General features: G+C 62.3%; 16 protein-coding genes. 2 read left to right on the forward strand and 14 right to left on the reverse strand.

Annotated elements, in window-relative coordinates:
• Nucleotides 1–1,211: 1,211 nt before the first annotated feature.
• The 10 genes from FM105_RS02740 to FM105_RS02780 form a co-directional block, all read right to left on the reverse strand.
• Entirely contained in the window at nt 1,212–3,482 is a 2,271-nt protein-coding gene (locus FM105_RS02740) for a glycosyltransferase (RefSeq protein WP_087004450.1), read from the reverse strand.
• The gene (locus FM105_RS14470; protein WP_143275799.1) at nt 3,469–3,957 is read right to left on the reverse strand and encodes a hypothetical protein; all 489 of its coding nucleotides are present in this window, start codon (nt 3,955–3,957) and stop codon (nt 3,469–3,471) included. The genes FM105_RS02740 and FM105_RS14470 overlap by 14 nt, the downstream gene beginning before the upstream one ends.
• Before the next feature lie 200 nt (nt 3,958–4,157).
• Nucleotides 4,158–5,327, reverse strand: coding sequence for a non-hydrolyzing UDP-N-acetylglucosamine 2-epimerase (gene wecB / locus FM105_RS02745; protein WP_306298551.1), 1,170 nt, complete (start codon nt 5,325–5,327; stop codon nt 4,158–4,160).
• Complete coding sequence (locus FM105_RS02750) at nt 5,314–6,195, reverse strand: DUF6270 domain-containing protein (RefSeq protein WP_087004455.1); 882 nt, start codon at nt 6,193–6,195, stop codon at nt 5,314–5,316. The genes wecB and FM105_RS02750 overlap by 14 nt, the downstream gene beginning before the upstream one ends.
• 4 nt (nt 6,196–6,199) lie before the next feature.
• A complete protein-coding gene (locus tag FM105_RS02755; RefSeq protein ID WP_444861019.1) occupies nt 6,200–7,123 on the reverse strand; it encodes an ABC transporter ATP-binding protein in 924 nt (307 codons plus the stop codon).
• Nucleotides 7,124–7,241: 118 nt separating this feature from the next.
• On the reverse strand, nt 7,242–8,129 hold the full coding sequence (locus FM105_RS02760; protein ID WP_087004460.1) for an ABC transporter permease: 888 nt from the start codon (nt 8,127–8,129) through the stop codon (nt 7,242–7,244).
• Nucleotides 8,126–9,880: a glycosyltransferase gene (locus FM105_RS02765; RefSeq protein ID WP_087004462.1), complete on the reverse strand. Its 1,755-nt coding sequence runs from the start codon at nt 9,878–9,880 to the stop codon at nt 8,126–8,128. The genes FM105_RS02760 and FM105_RS02765 overlap by 4 nt, the downstream gene beginning before the upstream one ends.
• Nucleotides 9,877–11,106: a glycosyltransferase family 4 protein gene (locus FM105_RS02770; protein ID WP_087004465.1), complete on the reverse strand. Its 1,230-nt coding sequence runs from the start codon at nt 11,104–11,106 to the stop codon at nt 9,877–9,879. The genes FM105_RS02765 and FM105_RS02770 overlap by 4 nt, the downstream gene beginning before the upstream one ends.
• Complete coding sequence (locus tag FM105_RS02775; protein WP_087004469.1) at nt 11,103–12,140, reverse strand: hypothetical protein; 1,038 nt, start codon at nt 12,138–12,140, stop codon at nt 11,103–11,105. Before FM105_RS02775 ends, FM105_RS02770 begins: the two co-directional genes overlap by 4 nt.
• The gene (locus tag FM105_RS02780; protein WP_179207037.1) at nt 12,137–13,951 is read right to left on the reverse strand and encodes a polysaccharide biosynthesis protein; all 1,815 of its coding nucleotides are present in this window, start codon (nt 13,949–13,951) and stop codon (nt 12,137–12,139) included. Before FM105_RS02780 ends, FM105_RS02775 begins: the two co-directional genes overlap by 4 nt.
• Before the next feature lie 599 nt (nt 13,952–14,550).
• Between FM105_RS02780 and FM105_RS02785 the strand changes: the two genes are divergently transcribed.
• Entirely contained in the window at nt 14,551–16,227 is a 1,677-nt protein-coding gene (locus tag FM105_RS02785; RefSeq protein WP_256970183.1) for a glycosyltransferase family protein, read from the forward strand.
• A 49-nt stretch (nt 16,228–16,276) separates the two neighbouring features.
• Nucleotides 16,277–17,533 (forward strand): UDP-N-acetyl-D-mannosamine dehydrogenase, encoded by a 1,257-nt coding sequence (gene wecC, locus FM105_RS02790; protein ID WP_087004478.1) that lies wholly within the window; start codon nt 16,277–16,279, stop codon nt 17,531–17,533.
• Between the two features lie 25 nt (nt 17,534–17,558).
• Here the strand turns inward: wecC and FM105_RS02795 are convergent, their stop codons facing one another.
• Genes FM105_RS02795 through FM105_RS02810 form a run of 4 tightly spaced genes read right to left on the reverse strand, consistent with a single transcriptional unit; the run spans nt 17,559 to nt 21,365 of the window.
• Complete coding sequence (locus FM105_RS02795) at nt 17,559–19,145, reverse strand: hypothetical protein (protein WP_143275801.1); 1,587 nt, start codon at nt 19,143–19,145, stop codon at nt 17,559–17,561.
• A 50-nt stretch (nt 19,146–19,195) separates the two neighbouring features.
• Complete coding sequence (locus tag FM105_RS02800; protein WP_256970184.1) at nt 19,196–19,978, reverse strand: peptidyl-tRNA hydrolase; 783 nt, start codon at nt 19,976–19,978, stop codon at nt 19,196–19,198.
• Nucleotides 19,975–20,445 carry a SufE family protein gene (locus FM105_RS02805; protein WP_087004483.1) on the reverse strand — a complete coding sequence of 157 codons (471 nt, stop codon included), beginning with the start codon at nt 20,443–20,445 and terminating at the stop codon, nt 19,975–19,977. The genes FM105_RS02800 and FM105_RS02805 overlap by 4 nt, the downstream gene beginning before the upstream one ends.
• Nucleotides 20,442–21,365, reverse strand: a complete 924-nt coding sequence (locus tag FM105_RS02810; protein ID WP_087004486.1) for a sulfurtransferase — start codon at nt 21,363–21,365, stop codon at nt 20,442–20,444. The genes FM105_RS02805 and FM105_RS02810 overlap by 4 nt, the downstream gene beginning before the upstream one ends.
• Between the last annotated feature and the right edge of the window lie 66 nt (nt 21,366–21,431).

Raw genomic sequence — 21,431 nt, forward strand, 5'->3', positions numbered from 1 at the left:
GGCCCACCGCTCGGGCAAGCCAGATCAGATGTCACCTATTCGTGCAGCAGTCCCCCCGCCTCTCATTCATCACCGACACCCGGCACGCAGGGACAGCGTCACGCACTCCGAAACCGGAAGAGCCCGATAACCTTTCACTCGTTGCAACGCGACGCGAGCCGTGAAGTCGGACCGTCCCACAGCCGTTGAGGCCAGGCATCCGTGTTGCGTTCACAGGGGTAACCCGTGCGAGAAGTTTTGACTAGCCATAGTCAACGTGTTTAGAACGGTCCACAGAGAACCCTCTAGAAACACGACGAACCGCCGCGTACGTCGTAGCGCAGTCCCAGTCCAGGTCACCGGATGGCATCAACACCGAGTAGGTACGTGCATACGCTGGCAACACTTTAAACTTAGCGCCCGCCGACCGAACGCCTAGATCTACCCAGAAGACTGTGTCATCGCGCAGTAGCGCAGAATCGCGCCACGGAGAGACGACTGCCAAGTCTCGCCCCAGGGCTCTCGCTAGGCGGGCATAGACAGACGCCTCAAATTCAAGCGACGAAGCTGGATCGAAGACGGCGGCCACATTCATGACTCCCACTGGAGGCGTTCGGGGACCGTCATGACATGCATCAACAGTTGATCTTCCGGACACGAACACTGAAGCAGTCAAGCAGCCAGACACGCTGAGTCGCACCCGACCTTCAGCACCCTCAAAAACAGCCTCACGGCTACTCGAGAGTAGTTCCATCACACTTGGCCAATCAGATGATCCGACTTGCAGCAGATCAACGGATTCAGCCACATCCAGGATAGTCCGACTAGGGCCATCACAACCAACATGAGAAGCTATCATGTCGGCGAGTGAAGATTCTGGCGTCCAATCTATCACCGTACAGTCGATGAAATTATCCACCGCAATTCGGAACCGCTCGCGCAAATACGCGGAATGGCGCTCGTCAGTGAGAGTCTTCGATCGGTACTCTGGCGCCATTGCATGTTCAACTGGCCATTTATACTTCCGTACAAGACTGAAAATGGGACGATCCGACATCACTACTACCCTAAAGACTGGACAGACCGCCTGCAGATAGCCAACAGCATCAATTTCGCGCTCAATACGCTGCAGTGTCATCCCCGTCATGTTCAGCAGGAATGTCGGTAAATCAGTCACCGACTCGAGACCATCCAGCAAGGTATTGTTCACCGCGATGCGACGGCGACTAACATCAGCTCCTGTTACCAAATCGCCCCCTTGCCTGATGACTGTGCCATGCGCCGGCGATGAGCGACGCCGCTTCGTGGGCCCCAGTACTCCTATCGAGACTGGCCAATCGGTCGCGAATAGCTGCACGCACAGTACTATCAAACATCCTGGCTACCGCTTCATCGATCGACTCGGGTTCGCTTTCCAACGCTCGCAGGCCGACACCGACGTCACGAGCCCACAGTGCACGAGCGTCCTGGTCATCAGTCATTGTCGACATATTAGGTATCCAAACAGTAGGCACCCCGATATCCATGAACTCAGCAAACGAGTTGTACCCAGCGGCCGCCACCGCGAACTCAAACGCGCGAGCGTACCTTGCCAGCGGGAACGTCTCGATTGTGGTATACGACGCGGAAGCTTGCGCTGACGAAATGGGCGCTTTGGTCAGTACCGGATGCCAACCATACGCCCTACTGACAGCAGAGAGCACCCTCTCCAGAGTCGAGTTCAGATCATTAATGTTTCCGGCACCCAAAGTAACCAAGACGTACCGAGTCTCGGGATCGTCGACGAGTCCAAGTTCCGCTAGAGCCTCTGCACGCGGCAGGACCTCGGTTTCAGATATTACAGTCATTGGGGAAACGCGCACCGACTTCGAGTCTTGACTGGTCGCACCCACGTCGTACTCCCCTGCATATTCGCCTGGCTCGATGATGAGGTCAAACTCAGGCGCCTTGGCCAGCTGCTCGCTGGTGATAGTGGGTTTCCACATTGCCCGGCGAACCCAAACGCGAAGCAGGTTGCTGGACTTAAGGACATTGAGCATTCCGCGATACGGCCACGTCCCGTCAAATATTATGACATCGATCTTGTACGTCCGAACCGCCAAACGAAGACGGTCCTCGAAGTATCTATGCCACAGCTCGGATCTTGTCTGCAGCGCAGAATTGAATGGCACATACTCGTATGGGAAGCCCGCCGCACCGACAACCTCCAGGCCCTGCGACATCGAGAAGAATATCGGATCGAAATCTTTCGCAGCCGCGCGGGCCAGCCCCAACAACCTCGTCAGATGGCCCATGCCAGCACCATTACTTGTGACCAACAGCGCCCTCGGCCGGCCGGAACCAGCGAACCTATCGGTGCGGCCAGGCATGCTTGTACTGAGTTGCTCACTGCGCGGGGTGATTGAACGTCCACCAACATCCGCACCATCTGCAGTCAGTTCGTCATTGCGAAGCTCTTCCTCCTTACCCATAAATGAACACAACCGGTCCTTATGGAGATCAACCGAATGACCCGCCGCGAACTCCTGACCAACACGTGACTGAAGGAGGTAGTCTCGGACGCCAGTACAGAACTCACCGATTACAGCTCTGACTTCAGCTGGCTCGCAATAAACTGCGGCGTCTCCGTACGTCGCCCTGAGGTATTCAGGCAATATCACTACACAGCCACTCCACAGAGCTTCCATAATTGCGCGCCCGTATGCTTCCAACCATTCGGAATGATGAAAATACACCCAGAAGTCAACTGCACCCAAGAAGCGCAACGGCTCGAGCGCGCCGAACTCGTGGATGGTCCAGTTCGAAGGAGTACCAGAAATGATCTCAAGAGCTGGCTTCGCCCCCCCAAGGATATGAACATCGTAGGAACCAGCGACTGGATAGGCGCTAACAATATCAGCTCGCGAATTTGGCCACTTCGCGCTCTGAGGTCGGGAATGTCTTCCGATCTGCGGTCGGCGGCTGTCGAACCCCGTGCGTATTACAGGCTCCCCGGAGTATGCGAACACGTTCGTCCAGTCATACGGCAGAACGCTCGCCACGCCCGCTATATGCTCTAGAGACTCCCGTACTACAGGACCGATTGGGGCCCATTCGGGAGTGACCCCGAGCCGAGACTCGACCACCGCCGTAACCTCATCAACGTCATACTCAATGTCGCCGTTAGGTTTGATCGCAGGCTGATTGGCTACGATCACAGCATTGTCCGCGCGCACTGACTTGGACACGTCGGGCATTGCCAACAGAGCTGTCGGATGGCGCAAAATGGCCAGTCGCGCGTGTATGTGATCACCGGGGATTATCGGGAACACACTGTCGCGATCAATCTCGCGAGTGATTACTGATGACCACGGTATAGCACGGGAAGACAACCTGCTGTTCGCCTGCAGGAGGCCGGTAGTCAGTCCCATGCTTTTCTGGATAGATAGCTCCTGAGCCGTACTATGACTTGTGCCTCCGGGCAAGCGAAAGTCAGTCACCGTCAGTACATCAATACTTCTCATTCGGCGCTCCCGGTGCACCCGCTGCGGCAATCAAGTGCACCAAGAGTGCCTCCATATCACGTTCACCGACCCGATCATCGGGAGTTTCCACCACCCTCGCAAGATAGCTGGCGTCCGCTCTCAGACGATCGACATCTTTCACTGTCGACACGTTGCGGAGCATTCCCAGGATCTGTTGTGACGATTGACCGTGTCTCCATTCGGATCGCGTCACCAGCTTTTCAATCTGCAACTGCCTTTCAGCTTCGGTTCGCTCTGCCCGCGATACTACCGCCAGCACCCTTCGCTGTGTCACTGAGTTCAGAGCGACCAGGAGAAGCACTGCGACTGCGGCAACAAAGATGGCGGAGAGGGGATATCCAGAGGCCAAAAGTGCTGTCGCCCCGAAAGCTGAGCCTAACGTTGCCAGCAGAATCAGACGCGTCCCGCGGGGACGCATCGCAAGCCGCAGGCGATCAGCTGTTGACTGCGCCATGTTTCCACTCCGATAGTTGTTGATTCATCTACATACCTGGCACCTGGACCCCTTACGCCGGCGGCGCACTCTGTAAGCGAATGCGCCCCGGGTCAAAGCAACACGCGCGAGGCTTCGCTCCTCACCAGCCACTCAAGAGGACTTCAGTTCAGGCTTCTCCTTGCAAAAAGAGCGTGCTGTACGCTCTCGGATTCTTTGCATCACGACAGCCCTGAAAAGTCGGGCAACTTAGCGCCATCCATCAGCTCACTCAGGATTCCAGCGATCACTCGCTCCGTTGCACGACCGTCGCCGTAAGGGTTTACCGCGTTGGCCATGCGCGCGTATGCCTGAGGAGAATCCAGCAACAATGAAACTTCTTGGATCACACGTTCCGGTTCTGTACCGATGAGCTTCACAGTGCCAGCTGAGACAGCCTCGGGGCGCTCGGTGTTCGTTCGCAGTACGAGCACTGGCTTACCAAGACTCGGCGCTTCTTCCTGAATACCACCTGAGTCAGTGAGAATGATATCGGAACGAGCGATGAGCTGCGCAAACTGATCGTAGTCGACTGGCTCGATTCGCAGAACATTGTCGAGGTCGTCCACGAATGGTCTTATCGATGCGCGAACGACCGGATTTTTATGAGCGGGCCAGACGAAGAGCACTGATGGATGATGTTCGGCCAGTGAGCGCACTGCACGGCCTATGTCCTCCATCCGCTTGCCAAGATTCTCACGACGGTGGGCAGTCAGGAGCACGATCCTCTGGTGTTCGCGGATATCGGTCAGCTCCGGTGCGGTCAGCGCAACGTTCTGCTTCACGGCCCAGTTGAAGGAGTCGATTACCGTATTCCCAGTAACTACGATCGACGACTCTCCGATCCCGTCTGCTATCAGGTTTGCCTTTGATACTTGAGTTGGCGCGAAGTGCATTCTCGCGATCTGCGAAACCAGCTTGCGATTTGCTTCCTCCGGGAAGGGTGAGTGGAGGTTCCCGCTACGAAGGCCAGCCTCTAGGTGCAGAACGGAGATCTCACGGTTGAATGCCGCAATCGCCGCTGCCATGACTGTGGTGGTGTCGCCCTGCACGAGCACAGCGTGGGGCTTAACCCTAACCAAAAGCTCGTCCATTCGCTCCATAGCGGCAGAAGCGAGGCCATTAAGCGTCTGCCCCGGAGACATCAAGTTGAGATCAGCATCCGGGCGAATTTGGAAAATCCTATTGACCTGGTCCAGCATTTCTCTGTGTTGAGCCGTGATCACTGTGAAGACGTCTAGGTCGTGAGCCGCTTCAAGTGCACGGATCACCGGCGCCACTTTGATCGCTTCAGGGCGTGTCCCGTACACGACCATCACGACAGGGCGCTCTGTTTTGCTAGTCGTCTTCAAGTATTCCTCCCAGGTGCGATCGTACGTCCGAAGATATACCTTCGTAGTCAGTATCGCGGTAGTGGTACGGGCCGACGCCCCATTTGTGTTCGGGGTTCATCCGGACCTCAGCAGACGTTCTCCGAATGGTCGCTGTCATCCATCTCTCCGCAAACGCCGCGTACCGCTTGTATCGCTGATTCTCGCGCCGGGAAACCTTCGCGATCTCCTCAGCACGGGTGTGCCCGGGGCTCACAAGCCCACTGAAAGCGATATCCAGAGATTCACCGCGAACTACCGACCGCGACATCTGCCGCGTGCCTCGCTTGACGCGTCGCCCGATGGTCCCCGCGACGGATCGGACCCCTCGCGGAAGACTCTGACCGTCGGAGACCTCTGCCCATGCGATATCGAGGAATACAAGCGGCACGCTGAGCTTTGTGACATGCTCAACCACCATCGTGAATCCTCGCTTCCAGAGCTCGAAGTGCTCGTCTGTCCCGAACTCGATGAGTCGCGCGCCTGCTGCCGGGCCCCACACTTCGATGCCCGCGTGGTACGCCTCCACCGAATTCGTGAGGAAGGCTCCCGAGGGAAACCTCCACACTCCACGTCGCTCGTCGACCAGGTCGAGAAGCAACAGCGCCGCGCCCGGCTCGGACAGACGGGCCACTACGTCTGCTGCTCTGTCTCCTTCCAACATGCGCTTCTGAAAGTCGGAACCGAGCCGATCAGAGGGAACATCGATATCACCAGCCGGCGACAGAGAGACGATGGCTGACTGCCGTGCCACATAGGTGCCCACCGCGATGTCAGGCATGTACTCGAGTGTGTCCCGACTCACGCATGATCCCCAGACGTCTATGCGTGGCACGTGCTTATCCGACATCTCGTCAATTCCTCAGGACGTCTCGAGCGCGCCGTGGCTGCGGCACCTGTTCGAGACGGACATCGGTCACGACGGGCAACATGTCAGTTTCGAACGTGCGGTCCACCTGCTGCTCGAAGCCTGGCCATGTCGCCGGTGGGCGTCGATACTCCTCGACTTCGTGTCTTCCACGCCGCGCATGACGGGGATCCGTGTCTTTCAGAGCCAGATCGTTGACGACGCGGACTTCCTGCATCTCCCCCTCGTCAACAGCCTTCTCAAGAAGTGACTGCGCCGTCTCGTGCTCTCCCTGAGCAACATTCCACGACCACCAACGATACTTCTCCGCGACGTCTTCGGCCTCCCCATCCATAATGACCTTGCCGTCGTGCATCCAGATCGCGCGATCGCACATCTCCTGAATGACCTTCGCCGCGTGGTTCACGAGGAATACGGTTCCCGCTTCGCTCAACATCTCGTTCATCGCCTCTTCACTGCGCGCGGCGAATGTCGCGTCGCCCGTCGACAGCGCCTCGTCGATGAGGAGGATCTTCGGCCGTGCGGCGACCGCGATCGCGAACCGCAGGCGTGACGACATGCCCGACGAGTATCCGCCCATCGGGCGGTTGATGGCGTCGCCCAGTGCAGAAAGCCGCACCACCTCGTCCTTCACGCTCTCAGCCTGCTCCGGAGTCATGCCCATGGCCAGGCAGCCAAGACGCACATTCGCAGCTCCGGACAGGGCAGGCTGCAGAGCCGCGTTCACCCCCAAGAGTGTGGGCTGGCGCTGCGCCAGAATGTTTCCCAGGTCGGGGCGCTCGACGCCCGCGATGAGTCGCAACAGTGTCGACTTCCCCGAGCCGTTCGCACCGATGACCCCGATGAACTCTCCCTGGCGCGCTATGAGGGAGACGCCCCTCAGCGCCTCAACCTTCTCCATCTTTCCCATGTTGAGTCGATTGAGCACGCGTGCCGCGCGATTGCGGCCCTTGGGTTCCGATGTGCGTACCGTATAGCTCATGTGCACGTCTTCGACGACGACCGCGGGGGCACGGTAGTCCGTCGAATCACTGCGCCTTTCCATAGGACTCCTCCCCACGGTAGAAGAACAGGAAACCGAAGATGACGAAGACGAAGGCCCACCCTATGGCCAGCATCCACATCCACACTGGAGAATCCAGGCCGTAGAGGATGGAGTTCCGATAGATCTGAAGGTACGAGAACATCGGATTCACCTTCATTACCGCCTGAACCGCAGGCTGGTCCACGAAGCGGTCAATCGAGAAGAAGACGCCGGACGCATAGAGCCAGAAGCGCGCGAATACGCTCACGACGTTACTGATATCGGGCAGGATGTGCCCCAGTCTCGCCAAAAAGAACGCGCACCCCAGAACGAACAGCGTCTGACACAAGAAGGCGGGGATTACGAGCACGACCCGCCACGTGAGGTTCTCCGCAGGCGGCAGGACACTCAGCACGACAGCGAGCACCAGGAACGTCGGCATGAAGTTCATGACTTCACGGACGACGACCGTGATGGGCAATGCGGCGCGCGGGAACGCGAACGCTCGGATCATCGCCTGCCCACTGCGGATCGCCTGCGTCCCACCGGTGACGCAACGCATCGACAGCTGGAAGAAGAAGACGCCGATCATGAGGTATCCGACGAAGTTGTCGATACCCCTCGACGTATTGAGGATCAGCCCGAAGATGACGTAGAAGCCGAGTCCCATGAGAAGGGGGTTGAGCACCAGCCAGCCGTACCCCAGCAGGTTCCGGTTCGCGGTCCCGGCGACCTTCGACCGCGCTTCCTCACGAATGAAGTACCTGCGACGCCAGAGCTGACGCAGATACGTGTCGAGCGGAGGCCGACGGCCCACCTGTCCGAGCGACCAGGAGGCTACCGCGACGGGCCCTTTCGAATCCGTGGAGGTCGACGTACTCGTCGTACTCATACGTGACCGCCCTTCACTCGTACTCCCAGATCCTCATACATCCTCCGGTACCGCTCGCCCAATGCCGTCCATGTGCGATTCTCCTCCACGAACAGCCGTGCTGCCGACCCCAGTCGCTGCCGCTCATCGGGATCGTCCGCGAGAGCGACGAGCACTCGCGCCAACTCGTCGACTTGCTCAGCTGGGAACACTGTACGCGCCCCTTCCGGCAAGGCTTCAGCCAGCGCCGGCAGATCGCTCAGGACCACTGCGCGACCCAGCCCGCCGGCTTCTACGGGTTTGAGAGGAGTGATCTTACGGCACACGTCGACGTTCTTCCGTGGAACAGCGAAGGTGTCCAGCGCGAGGACATACTGCTGTGCGCGTTCCGGAGGCACACGCCCTGTGAAGACCGCGGCGTCTCCGAGCGTCGCCGCGCGTTCTCTCAGCGCGGGGAGCTCGACTCCGTCACCGACGATGAGCATCCGCAGATCCACACCGGCGCCGCGCGCGTGCGTCACGGCGTCTACGAGCACGTCGAGGCCTTCGTATCCCACGATCGACGCGGCAGTCCCCACCCACACTCCCCCGCGCGGCAGCCCCAAGGATTCGCGCACTGACGCAGGGTCCTCACGCCAGTCCGAAGACAGCAGTCCCTCCGAGACGGAATTGGGGGCGACCAGTATGCGGCCACGATCGACGCCTCGGTCGGCCAGCTCGTCCGCCATCGTCTGTCCCAGCGTGATCACGGCGTCTGCGCTGCGTGCGACATCCGTCTCCCGCTGTCGGAACAGTCGGAACCGTTCACTCCTGCGTGCAGCCAGTTCGTCGTTCTCGTCACCACGTGAAGCGGCCCACGTGTCCTCAAGAGAGCCGCGCACCTCGTAGACCCACGGGAGGCCGAGCTCACGTGCAGCAGCGCGCGCGGCCAGACCGTTCGTGAAGTGGGTCGTCGTGTGGATGGCCTGTGCCCGCGAGCCGCGCGCAGTGCGCACGAGGAAACTCGCCTGCTGCTCCAAGCGCTCGTCCAGCGTGATCCCCAATCTATTGGGAATGTCGAAGAGGTAGTCGATGCCCTCGATCTGCACGCGATCTCGCAGGACCGGTCGGCCGATATCTGTGGGATATCCAGTTCTGTCTGCACCCACCACCGGCACGCCTGCATCCTTCACGGCCGTGAGCACGGCATGGGTGCGCAGCGTGTAGCCCGACTGAGTGTGAGGGAGCGAGTTCGTCAAGGAGAATAGGACTGATGCAGTCGGCAAGTCCCGGGGTGTGGGCGCGGCTCCGGCGGCAGATGTCTTGGACTCCCACTCCGGTTGGAACACACGAAGCTCTGCGGCGAGCCGGTCCTTCATCCTGCTGGTGGGAGCACTAGCGACGGCATCGGTCATACGTCCCTCATGCCACCGGATCCGGGCTTCCAGCAACTGTCCCCCGCGCACCCCCACGACATCTGCTGCACGTTCGATCGCCGTGCGCCGGTCACCCATCGAGAGCGCCAGCTCTCCCAGAACCCGTGACTGAAATCGGCCAGCTGGACGAGCGGTCACATACTCACGCGCACGGCTCACGTCACCGGTCAACCAGCTCGCCGCGGCCGCTGCGGCGGGCCCCGGCACCACTGACAGCACTGATCCCGCTGCGTGCGAAACCCGGGAGGGGAGCCGCCTGAACACCTGGATCCCGAATACCACCGGATCGTGGGCAACGTGGTCGACGACTATTCGCCACAGCGTGATCGCCTGCCGAGCAAGAACTGGAGTGCTCATCTGCGTACCTCTTCGAGTAGGGCAAGGTAGGTGTCCGCAGCAGCACGGGGGGAGGCATGGTCACGCAACCATGCGAGTGGGCGTTCGTCGACGGCAGTCGAGTTCGGATCGTTCCGCAATGAGGTGAGCACGCGGCGCAGCTCGTGTGTATCACCGGGACGGGATACTGATCCTCCGTGGGATGCACGGATCATCTGCGCAGCTTCACCGGCCAGGACTCCTGTGACGTGCACCCGCCGAGCCATCACAGAGACCAGCTTGGACGGCACAGTGCGTTCGAAGGAAGGAACATCCGCCAAACTCACGAGCCCCGTATGAGCCCACGCCCACTGCGACTCCAATGCCGCGCCGGTCATCTGTGGGAAGAACTCGACTCGGTCAGTGAGATCCGATGCAAGATCGCGCAGCTCTTCCCACTGCACACCGGCACCCACGACCCTCAAGCGCACTCCGTCGACATCCGCGACCGCGCGGATCACCGATTCCAGATCCTGCGAGCGTCCGACCGTGCCGACGTAGAGCATGTGAAGACCTCCGCCGGCGCTTCTCCGCGCTGTGCGCGGGGCTGAGCTGTTCACGTCGCTGGTGTTGCGCACGACGGACACCGGAGGCATATTGCGCCCGCGCAGTTCCGCGGCGAAGGACTCAGTCGTCGTCACGAGCGCATCTGCACTGCGCAGGGCTCGGTGGAAGACCGCGGGAAGAGCTCGCGACTCCAACCATTGCGCAGCGTCCTGCGGCAACCAGCCACCCAGAGCGCGGCTCACCAGCGAGGAATCTGCGATGAGATCCGGCCATGCATCTCGGATCTCCGCGACGTGCGGGACCTGCAGAGCGGACGCCGCAAGCGATGCGAGGAAAGGCATCGGCAGCCCCGGTGTCGTTGAGATGAGGACGTCCGGCCTGCTACGACGCATCGCCATTGCGGCGAAGGCTGACGTGGCAGAGGACACGGATTGGTCGATCAGCTGGCCGGGAAGCGTTCCCGAAGTCCGGACATAGGGCACACGGAGGATCCGCTCACCCTGATTGCCATCGATCCATCGCCATACCGGCTGGTGTTCCACGGCGAGCGAATCCGCCCGACGATGCGGGTAGTGCGCAATGGGAGCACACACTCCTACGGTGTGGCCACGTGCGACGAACTCGCGGACCAGTCCACGCCATCGGCGCTGAGGAGCACCGATCTCAGGCTCGTAGTAGTGGGTGAAGAGGAGTATTCTCACGCGTGCTTCCGACTCTCACGCCGACTGACGATGGTGGGTAGAGCGGCGTAGACGATGATTGCGCCAGACCACACGGCTACCGCGATCAACGGATCGTACATCGGCAGTTCGAAGAGAACTGGCAGCGCTGCGACAACGCAGACACCGGTGGCGAGCAGGTGCACTGCCGATACCTGCTCATGGGCGAGGCTCGCGGTCTGCAGCTTCTGGTAGATGTGTGTGCGATGTGCTGTGAAGAGGTTCTCCCGGCGATAGATGCGCCTGCCCAGGGTGTACAGGACGTCGAACATCGGGATGACGAAGGGGGCGAACAGCGCGGTCACCGGTGCGCCCTCATTCCACAGCACCCAGATTCCGACGCTGAGGAATCCGCCGATCGCATAGCTGCCGACATCCCCCAGGAACGAGCGAGCGGGCGTGGCATTCAACGGCAGGAACCCCACAAGAGCAGCAGTCAAAGCAATCATCGAGGCCGCGAACAGCTCACTGTCGACGGCCAGCGCCAACACTCCGAACCACAGTGCTGTCGCAGCTCCCCACGCCGGAACGAGCGTGTTCAACCCGTCCATGAAGTTGGTTCCATTAACGACGATGAGGATGCTCAGGACCACCGCCGCTGTGGCGAACACTCCCACGTCGGAAACCATCAGGACGGCTACGGCGAACGCACTCGCTAGGACCACCTGAGTCACGAGGCGGCTCACGGCGGACAGGGAGTTGAGGTCGTCGATAAGGCCCACAACCCCGAACAGGAGTGCCGCTGCGAGGGGCAGCAGTGAGCGGATGGTCTCAGGTCCCGAGTCAGACCCGTGGGTAGAGGCCAGCTGAGCGACCAGCGCCACCACCGAGCCGCCCAGGAGCCCTGCGAACACTGCGATGCCACCGCCGCGAGCAATGGGTTTGTCGTGGGATGACCGCGCGGTGGGATGGTCCAGGACGCCGCGCTTCTGGAGGATCGGGATCACCACGATCCGAGCTGAGAAATATGAGACTGCGGCAGACATCACGCATACAAGTGCGACGACCAGCATCATGAAGCGGAGCCCTTCTCCCCGGCCTCATCGAGTATCGCTGCGATGCTCACGGGGGCAGTGCTCAGCGGTTCGCTCGTGGAGCGCTGGCCGACTTTACCGTTCTGCATCGAGCTTGAAATAGCGCGATCGCTGCCTGCGCTGACGATTCTCCGCATCGCATCGACGAGTTCCTGGTTCCGTCTGTGTCCGGAGATGCGAGCGCTCACGATGAGTCCGCGTACACGCGCGAGGTCGACAGGCGGTACGGAGACCTGCGAGATCAGCGGATGGTTGGGACGCACATCGGTCTCCGATGCGCTCAAGCGCGTCTCTTCGAGCTTCTCCCCCTCCCGCAGTCCGGTGTAGCAGATCTCCACGTCGTCACGGCCGCTCAGTGCGATCACTCGCCGCGCCAGATCCTCGATCCGCACCGGCTCTCCCATGTCAAGCACCAGCGTTTCGCCCGGGTGCCCGATCGCACCGGCCTGGAGCACGAGCTCGCACGCCTCATCGGCAGACATGAAAAAGCGCTTGACGCCGGGCGCGGTGACAGTGACCGGCCCACCCGCCTGCGCTTGAGCGACGAAGGTGCCCAGGACTGAACCTCTGGACCCCAGAACATTGCCGAAGCGCACTGACATGTACGACAAGCCCGTGTCGCCCGCAACCGCTGCGATCGACCTCTCCGTCAGATACTTCGACCCGCCGAGAACCGAGGTCGGGTCTGCGGCTTTGTCCGTTGAGATGTGTACGAACTGCGGTACTCCCGTCTCCACAGCTGCATCGAGGAGGCTCATGCTGGCACCGACGTTGGTCATGATCGCTTCGTCCGGGAAGCGCTCCAGGAATGTGAGGTGTTTGAGCGCCGCCGCGTGGAAGATGATGTCCGGTTTCACGTCAGCAACCAACGAGCGCACGAATCCGGAGTCTCGCAGATCCCCCAAGACCAGATCGTCGCTGGTCAGCATCGCTGAGCCTTCAAGCACCAACTGCGTCGTGTGAAGACCTGACTCGTCCCGGTCCGTCATCACGACACGACCCGGCGAGAACCGCGCGAGCTGTTTGCACAGATGGGATCCGATCGAACCACCGGCACCCGTCACGAGAATGGTCTTCCCGTCCAGATAGCCCGCGATCCCCTGGACATCGGTCGAGATGGGGCTTCTGCCGATGAGATCATCGATCTCGATAGGGCGGAATGACGCGGGTCTGGTCGCAATAGCGGAGCCTGCGGACGCTCCTCGCTCCCGAAGGTCGTACACATCGAGTTCGGGCAGCACCCTCACCTCGGCACCCGCCTGTTTCGTCGTCTCGACGATGACGTCCAACTGCTCGGGGGGCAACCCGCGGATGGCGATGATCACGACATCGACAGGCTTCTCCTCAAGCACGCGCGGCAGATCGCTCAGTTCGCCGAGAAGTCGGGCTCCTTGGATGCGCAGGTAGCGCTTACTGGGGTCGTCGTCGAGGAACCCCACCGCTACATGCTCGCTATGAGGGTCGTCAGTGATGAGCCTGTAAGCGGTGAGACCATGACTGCCCGCACCGATGATCAAGGCACGCTTGCTGATTCCTCCGCGAGTGTGTCTCAGAGCACGCAGACGACTCCGCAGCCACTCGTTCAGTCCGATGACGACGATCGCGAGCGCAGAGGCAGTGACCGGCACGCTGGTCGGCACGAACACCGCATCCATCGAGAACGTGTTGAGGACGTACATGGCCGCGCTGGCCAGTGCGAGGACTCCTCCGACAGCGATGAGTTCGTCCCCAGATCCCTTCCAGAATCGCCCACGATAGACGAATGCTGGCCCCAGCAGCAGGAATGCAGCCAAGCCCACCGCCGCGCACAGTCCGATGCCCAGGAAGTTCGGCTCAGAGAGTGAGAAGTCGTATCGGACGAGGGACGCGAGCCAGATGCATGCAGCGTAGATCAGGCCGGCACTGAGGGACCTCAGAACCGCGCCCGTCAGCGCTCGATTCGTGGTCTGCGATCGCAGGGGGGCACGCGATGAATCAGTCTCAGATGAGGTCATCTTCGTCTGTGCCGTGCACGCCTTCCATCCGGGATCATCCAACTGCCTGGCCATGATTCCCTGTGAAGGAGGGTCTCAATCATTGTGAGTATAGTTAAAGTATTCTCACTATTGGAATTGAGACGTCGTGACACTTCTCGCCTGCGCCGATATTTAGGTGCACACGTACTCACGCCGCCCACGAACGGAGTTGGTCCTTGAACGTTCGCCGGCTCGCCCGCGACGCCCGCGCCGGAGTCTGGCATCTGCGGAACGGCGGAATCAGTCAGTTCCGCCGGTGGCAGCAACGACGGGGGACAGAATCCCGGAACCCCAGGATCTCTGAAGCAGAGTCGCTGCTGGAGCGCTATCCGCCGTTCGAACCGGCTCCTCGGGCGCCCGCGTTCCCATCTGTCCGAGTGGGAGTCATCCTCGATGACTTCTCCGCCCTCGCCTTCGCGTACGAGTGGGTCACGATCCCCTTGTCACGCAAGGGCTGGCGGGATCAGCTTCAGGGACTCGACTTCGTCTTCATCGAATCTGCCTGGAACGGCAACTCTGGCCAGTGGAAGTACCAGCTCACAGGCGAGAACGGTCTGAAACCCGATGCGCGGGAGCTGCTGTCGGCGTGTCGTGATCTGGGTATCCCGACGGTGTTCTGGAACAAGGAGGACCCCCCACATTTCGAGGACTTCCTCGAAGTCGCTTCCCTGTGCGACCACGTCTTCACCAGTGACAGTCGACTGGTCGATGACTATCGAGAGCGGCTGGGCCACGACCGAGTGGCGCCGCTGTCATTCGCAGCGCAGCCTGCGATCCACAGTCCCGTGCGGCCGGCCGGCCCCCGTCGGGAAGAGGGCGCAGCATTCGCGGGGATGTACTTCGCGCACAAGTATCCGGAGCGCCGCGAGCAGATGGACTGGCTCCTGGGCGGAGCGGCCGACGCCGCGCACAAAGCTCAGGAACGCTTCACGATCTTCTCCCGACAGCACGGCGGCGATGAGAAGTACCAGTTCCCCGGCGAGCTCGCCGACCACGTCGTCGGTTCCCTCCCCTATGACAGGATGCCGAACGCATACAAGGACTTCGCACTGTTCCTCAACGTGAACTCCGTCGTTGACTCCCCCAGCATGTGTGCCCGCAGGATCTTCGAGATCACTGCGAGCGGGACCCCCGTCGTGAGCGCTCCCAGTGAGGCCACACGCAGGTTCTTCCCCGCAGACGAGGTATTCCAGCCTACCGACCGGAAGGAAGCGGCACACACGGTTCGCGCTCTGATGCGCAGCCCCGAGCTCCGCGACCGGTCCGTGCACCTGGCACAGCGCCGCATCTGGCGTGAGCACACGTACTCACACCGCGCCATGGAGATCATGGACGTACTGGACATCCCGCACGCAGACCCCACAGCTGCGGCATGCACGGTGATCGTCTCCACGAACCGTCCGCACCAGATCGACCATGTGCTCACGTCCGTCGCCAAGCAGACCGGGGTCGATGTCCAGCTGTCCCTGGTCGCCCACGGACATGAACTCGACGAGAAGGATGTTCGCGCACGCGCGGCCAGCCTCGGACTGGACAATGTGGTCCTCCACCACGCGCCGTCCACGATGAGTCTGGGAGAGTGCCTCAATATGGCGGTCGACAGCGCGGACGGTGATGTGATCGCCAAGTTCGATGACGACGATCACTACGGCGAGCACTACCTCGCCGACCAGGTCAACGCGCTCCGCTACTCCGCGGCAGACTTGGTGGGAAAGCAGGCCCACTACATGCATCTCGAAGACAGCGGCGCGGTGCTCCTGCGGTTCCCCGAACGGGAGCACAAGTACACGAGCTTGGTGATGGGGCCGACAATGGTCGGATCACGTGCAGCATTCACCGACGTCCGCTTCAGCCCGATCACCCGAGGCGAAGATACGACGTTCCAACGAGAGCTCATCGAAGCCGGTGGCGTGGTGTACTCGTCCGACCGCTTCAACTTCGTCCAGGTCCGCACCCACGACGGCGCGCACACGTGGACTGTCGAGCAGCCTGAGCTGCTCGCCAACAGCGTGGTGCACGGCTTCGGCCTCGCCCCGGAGCACCACTTCTTCTGAGCCGGTCGGTCTACTCATGACGCATGCGCCCGCAGAAAGGACTCTCCTCATGCCCTCTCCCCGCACTCCTACCGTCGCCGTGGTGGGCCTCGGCTACATCGGGCTGCCCACGGCTGCCGTTCTGGCCAGCGTCGGCGTGCAGGTCACCGGAGTCGACGTGAAGCAGAGCACCGTCGATGCCGTCAACGCCGGGGAGCTGCCCTTCGTCGAACCCGACCTGGGGACGGTGCTCGCGGGTGCGGTGTCGCAAGGCACGCTGACGGCGTCGCTCGATGTGCCGCACGCAGACACCTACATCGTCGCCGTTCCCACCCCTTTCAAGGAGGGAAAGGTCCCCGACCTCTCCTACATCGAAGAGGCGACGCGCAGCATCGCCGCGAAGCTCACCGGTGGAGAGCTCGTCATCCTCGAGTCGACGTCGCCCCCCGGCGCGACGGAGTTCGTCGCGCAGACCGTCATGGAGACGCGTCCGGACCTCACACTGGAGCCGGATCTGCCGAACACCGTATACTTCGCGCACTGCCCCGAACGGGTCCTCCCCGGCCGCATCATGATCGAGCTGCGCACGAACGACCGGATCATCGGGTCCGTCAACGGTGACGCGGGCGAACGAGCAAGAGATCTCTATCAGCTGTTCTGCGAGGGCGAGATGCTCCTCACCGACGCGCGCACGGCGGAGATGGCGAAGCTGACAGAGAACGCGTTCCGGGACGTCAACATCGCGTTCGCGAACGAGCTCTCACTGATCGCCGACCGCGTGGGAGTCGACGTGTGGGAGCTCATCGAGCTGTCCAATCACCACCCGAGGGTGAATATCCTGCAGCCGGGCCCCGGAGTGGGCGGCCACTGCATCGCGGTCGACCCCTGGTTCATCGTTTCGTCAGCACCCGAGGAATCGCGAATGATCCGCAGCGCACGCGAGATCAACGACGAGAAGCCGGAGTACGTCCTCAATCAGGTCGTTCCGCGTGCGCAACGGTTCAAGCAGCCACGCATCGCAGTCCTGGGACTGGCCTTCAAGCCCGACATCGACGACCTGCGCGAGAGCCCTGCAATGCACATCGCCGATGAACTCGCCCGGCGGCTGCCCGAGGGAGAGATCATGGCCGTCGAGCCGCACATCGACGAACTTCCGTCGTCTCTTACGGCACACGGCAACGTCGTGCTCACGGAGTTCGAAGCAGCGATGTCGGCAGCTGACCTCGTCCTGCTGCTCGTCGATCACACGATCTTCAAGAACGCTGACCCTTCCGCGCTGACGAGCGCCCAGATCTTCGACACCCGCGGTGCGTGGCGAAGCATCTGAGAACCGCGGTCGCTCACGACACAGCTCAATCTGACGTGGTCGGTGTCGCCGGTGCGCTCCGTTCGAACACGAAGACGGTCGCAGAGCTCGCATCCACGTCGAGCTGGAGGGCAGAGCCGCCCTCCAGCTCGTCGGAGTACGGGAGGTCCGCTGGCAGCGGAAGCGGTTCCAGATAGTTCGACACCATCGGTTCAGTCAGATTCTCCGCGGAGACCTGCGATGCCGCGATCGCGGCGTAACCGTCCGGTACGTCGATGCTCATCGGCGTGGCGTCGATGTCCGCCGCATCGGCCGTGCTGAGCACCGTCACGACGATCTGATCTGCCGCCTCGTCGTGGACGGCGTAGGTCCGCACATCGCTGCGAGCACCTTCGGTGGAAAGAAACTCACCGTTCGCGCTCATCGATGCCAGGCGCAGCGCAGCGTGGTTGTTCTGCCCCACGATCGCCGCCGGATCGTCCTCTGCTGTGCAGACAACAGACATCGGGGCCCCGCCCAGACAATCGCCCAGCATGGAGTGCATCGCCATCCGCTGCACTCCCAGCTGAGCCGCATGCAGGGTGTAATCGATGGTCCACAGTGCTTTCGACTGTGTCCGCGAGGTGTCGTTGGTGCCAGGGCAACTGGTCGGGCCGGTCTCTTCGACCCAGAGTGGCAGGCCCGCTTCATCGGCCACCCCCAGCCCGATGCCAAGGATCCGCGCCGCAGAGTCATGCACCTCAGGATGGACGAAGTTCTCTGCCTGCGGACCTCGACCCGGCACCTCTGTCGACTCGCAGTCGTAGAGCGCGTACCAGTGCTGACTCACCGCCGCCTTGTCGGCTACATCCGATCCTGCGAACCCACGCATCCACTCGGCGTCGAACGCTCCGGGCCCAGCGATGGGCAGGCCGGGCGCCGCATCCGCGACCGCCGCGGCGTACTCCTCCACCTGCTGCACATAAGCATCGACGTCCCAGGAGTCGTCGCGGACGCGGTGGTTCGGCTCTCCCTCCACGGTAAAGCCGTTCGGCTCGTTGCCGATCGAGACGGCGACCAGAGCATCACCGAGGGACTGCTGCGCATGTGCGGCCATGTCCGCGCCCCGCTCCGGGTCGAAGTCTCCGAGTGGAAGCCCCAGAGTCACCTTCGCGTCCGTCGCATCCGTCAGCTTCCGCAGCCGCTCCAGATCCTCCGGTTGAACGACTACGTCGTCGGAGTCGTCGGATGTCTCGCCTGATGACGTCCAGAACAGGTTCCGGTCCAGTCTGTTCCCTCCGAAGCGCAGCGCAGGAGAACCCAACTCATTGAGACGTTCATCCAACGTCGACGCTTCAGGATCGAGGCGCGGATCAGCCAAGTCGGTTGCTTCCAATGAGATGCCGATGTTCTCCGACCGAACACGTCCACCGACCTTGTCCATCGAGACAGTCAGCTCCACAGGGTCGCCCAATGACGCATGCTCGCCCAGGTCCTGCACGAACTCTTCGGCATCGTCGCGAAGGGTCAGCCCAGGAGCTGAGGGTGGCTCGGGAGGCTCCGTGGTGCGGGTCCCCCGCTCCTCGTCGACTCCCAGGCTGCAGCCTGCGAGCAGGAACACTCCGGCCGAGGCCAGCGCACACAGGTTTCTCACTCGGGTCCTCACCAGAGCAGTCTATTGGCAGTCCTGCGAGCGTCGGACGTCTAGGGGTGGGACCACCGTGCGCGGGCGGTCTCCGTGGGACCGTTGACCTCTGTGAAACCTGCGTCGACCACGCGCACCGGTGCGGGCGGTGCACTCGCCCAGGACGCGTCGGATGCGAACTCCACACGGACGCGGAAGTCCGCAGCGCGCCACTGCGCGCGCGTCTGGTCGGGCATCTGCTCATATGCCAGCTGCGCTGCGTGGCCGCACTGTGCCGCAGCCTTGCCCGTCGTGAGAGCCGCCGCCGGAGTCAGCTCGATGACGACGAGCGCTCCAGTCGTCGCGCTCGATGTCGTGGCTGGATCTGCTGAGCCGTCGTCGGAGTCGCTCACGCCGAGCGGGAATTCCGTGCCGCCGACCTGCAGCTTCTTCAGCTCCCGCGGCAGAGGTTGCACCGGGCCGGGAGGCAGCACCAGGACGTCCACCGGCCCGAAGCCATGGGCGCTATCGCGTTGCACACGCACGCACCCCAGTGCGGCGGCGTCCTCGAACTGCTTGCCGTCTCCCCGGCGCACGACCTTGCGGATGGCGCCATGCCGCCAGTGCTCGAGGGCCTCGTGCCATTCGCCCTCGGGCTGGGAGCGGGGGTCGTCGAGGAAGGTGACGACGGCCTCGGCGGCGGCCTCCAGCACGTCGACGTGACGGGCGATGTGCGTCTTTGACCTGCGGACCACCACGGGCAACGCCCACGGGATGTCGTGGTCGCTCTCATGTCGCCGCATCCGGGAGACGTCCGGGCCTGCGGAGTCGGCAGTGCCAGTCTCCGCATCGGCCTGGCTCACGCCTGCTGCCCGGACTTCTCCACGACTTGTCGCTGGATGCGCGTGAGCATCCCCGACATGCCGTTGAGCCGCAGAGGGCTCACCGCCTTCGTGAGCGACAGTCGCAGCGGGAAGTCCGCGGGGACTGCAAGGACCTCACCGACCGTGCGGCCATCCAGCCCCTCTTGGAGGATGCCGGCGAATCCGCGGGTGGTGGGAGATTCCGGAGGTGCAGAGAAGAACAGGCTCACTCTTCCGTCCTTCGGGTCCGCGGCCGGTTCGACCTCGGCGATGACGAAGATCGGCGACTGACATTCCGGCACCGGCTCCAGCAGCTCCGGGTGGTCTGCGTAGCGGTCCGGCAGTGCGGGCAGCTCGTCGCTGAACTCGAGGAGGATCTCCAGCAGTTCATTCTGCTCCGCGGCTGCGAAGTCGTCCGCGATCTCCTGGAGGCCGCCGGGCAGCGGTGCGTTCGTCTGGTCGGTCATGCGCGGGGAGCCTCCCCCGGCTCCGCTCCGGTGACGATCGGCACGCGCACGACGTTGCCCCACTCCGTCCAGGAGCCGTCGTAGTTCTTCACGCTGTCGAAGCCCAGCAGGTGCTCGAGCACGAACCAGGTGTGTGAGGAGCGCTCACCGATGCGGCAGTAGGCGATGATGTCGCCGTCCGTCTGGAGGCCCAGGTCGTCGAGGTAGAGCTTGGTGAGCTCATCGGCGGCGCGGAAGGTGCCGTCGTCGTTCGCGGCCTTGGCCCACGGGACGGACTTCGCGGTGGGGATGTGGCCGCCGCGCAGGGCGCCCTCCTCCGGGTAGGCGGGCATGTGGGTGCGCTCCCCCGTGTACTCTTCCGGGCTGCGCACGTCGATGAGCGGGATGTCGCCGATCGCGTCGCGGACCTCCGGCAGGAAGGCGCGGATCTGGGAGTCGTCGCGGTCGACGACGGGGTACTCGGTGGGGGTGGGCTGGGGCTTCTCGCGGGTGTACTCGCGGCCCTCTGCCTCCCACTTCTGGCGGCCGCCGTCCATGAGGCGCACGTCCTCGTGGCCGAACAGGGTGAAGACCCACATCGCGTAGGCGGCCCACCAGTTGGACTTGTCGCCGTAGATGATCAGTGTGTCCTCGCGGGAGATGCCCTTGGCGGACATGAGCCGTGCGAAGCCCTCACCGTCGACGTAGTCGCGGGTGACGGGATCGTTGAGCTCCGTGTGCCAGTCGATCTTCACCGCACCGGGGATGTGCCCGGCCTCGTACAGGAGGACGTCCTCATCGCTCTCGACGATCACGACGCCGGGGGTGTCGAGGTGGTCCGCCACCCACTGCGTGCTGACGATGCGTTCCGGACGCGCGTAGGCCTCGAACTTCGGGTCCGAGGTGTCTGCGGGAACTCGGGGTGCGGTGGAATCAGTCATGGTGCCTCCGTGTAGGGGTGGAGTACGGGTAGGGAGAGCCTTCCGCCACAACCATACGGAGGCGGG

It is taken from the genome of Brevibacterium yomogidense, from assembly GCF_900163715.1.
In the GTDB taxonomy this organism is placed as follows: Bacteria; Actinomycetota; Actinomycetes; order Actinomycetales; family Brevibacteriaceae; genus Brevibacterium; species Brevibacterium yomogidense_A.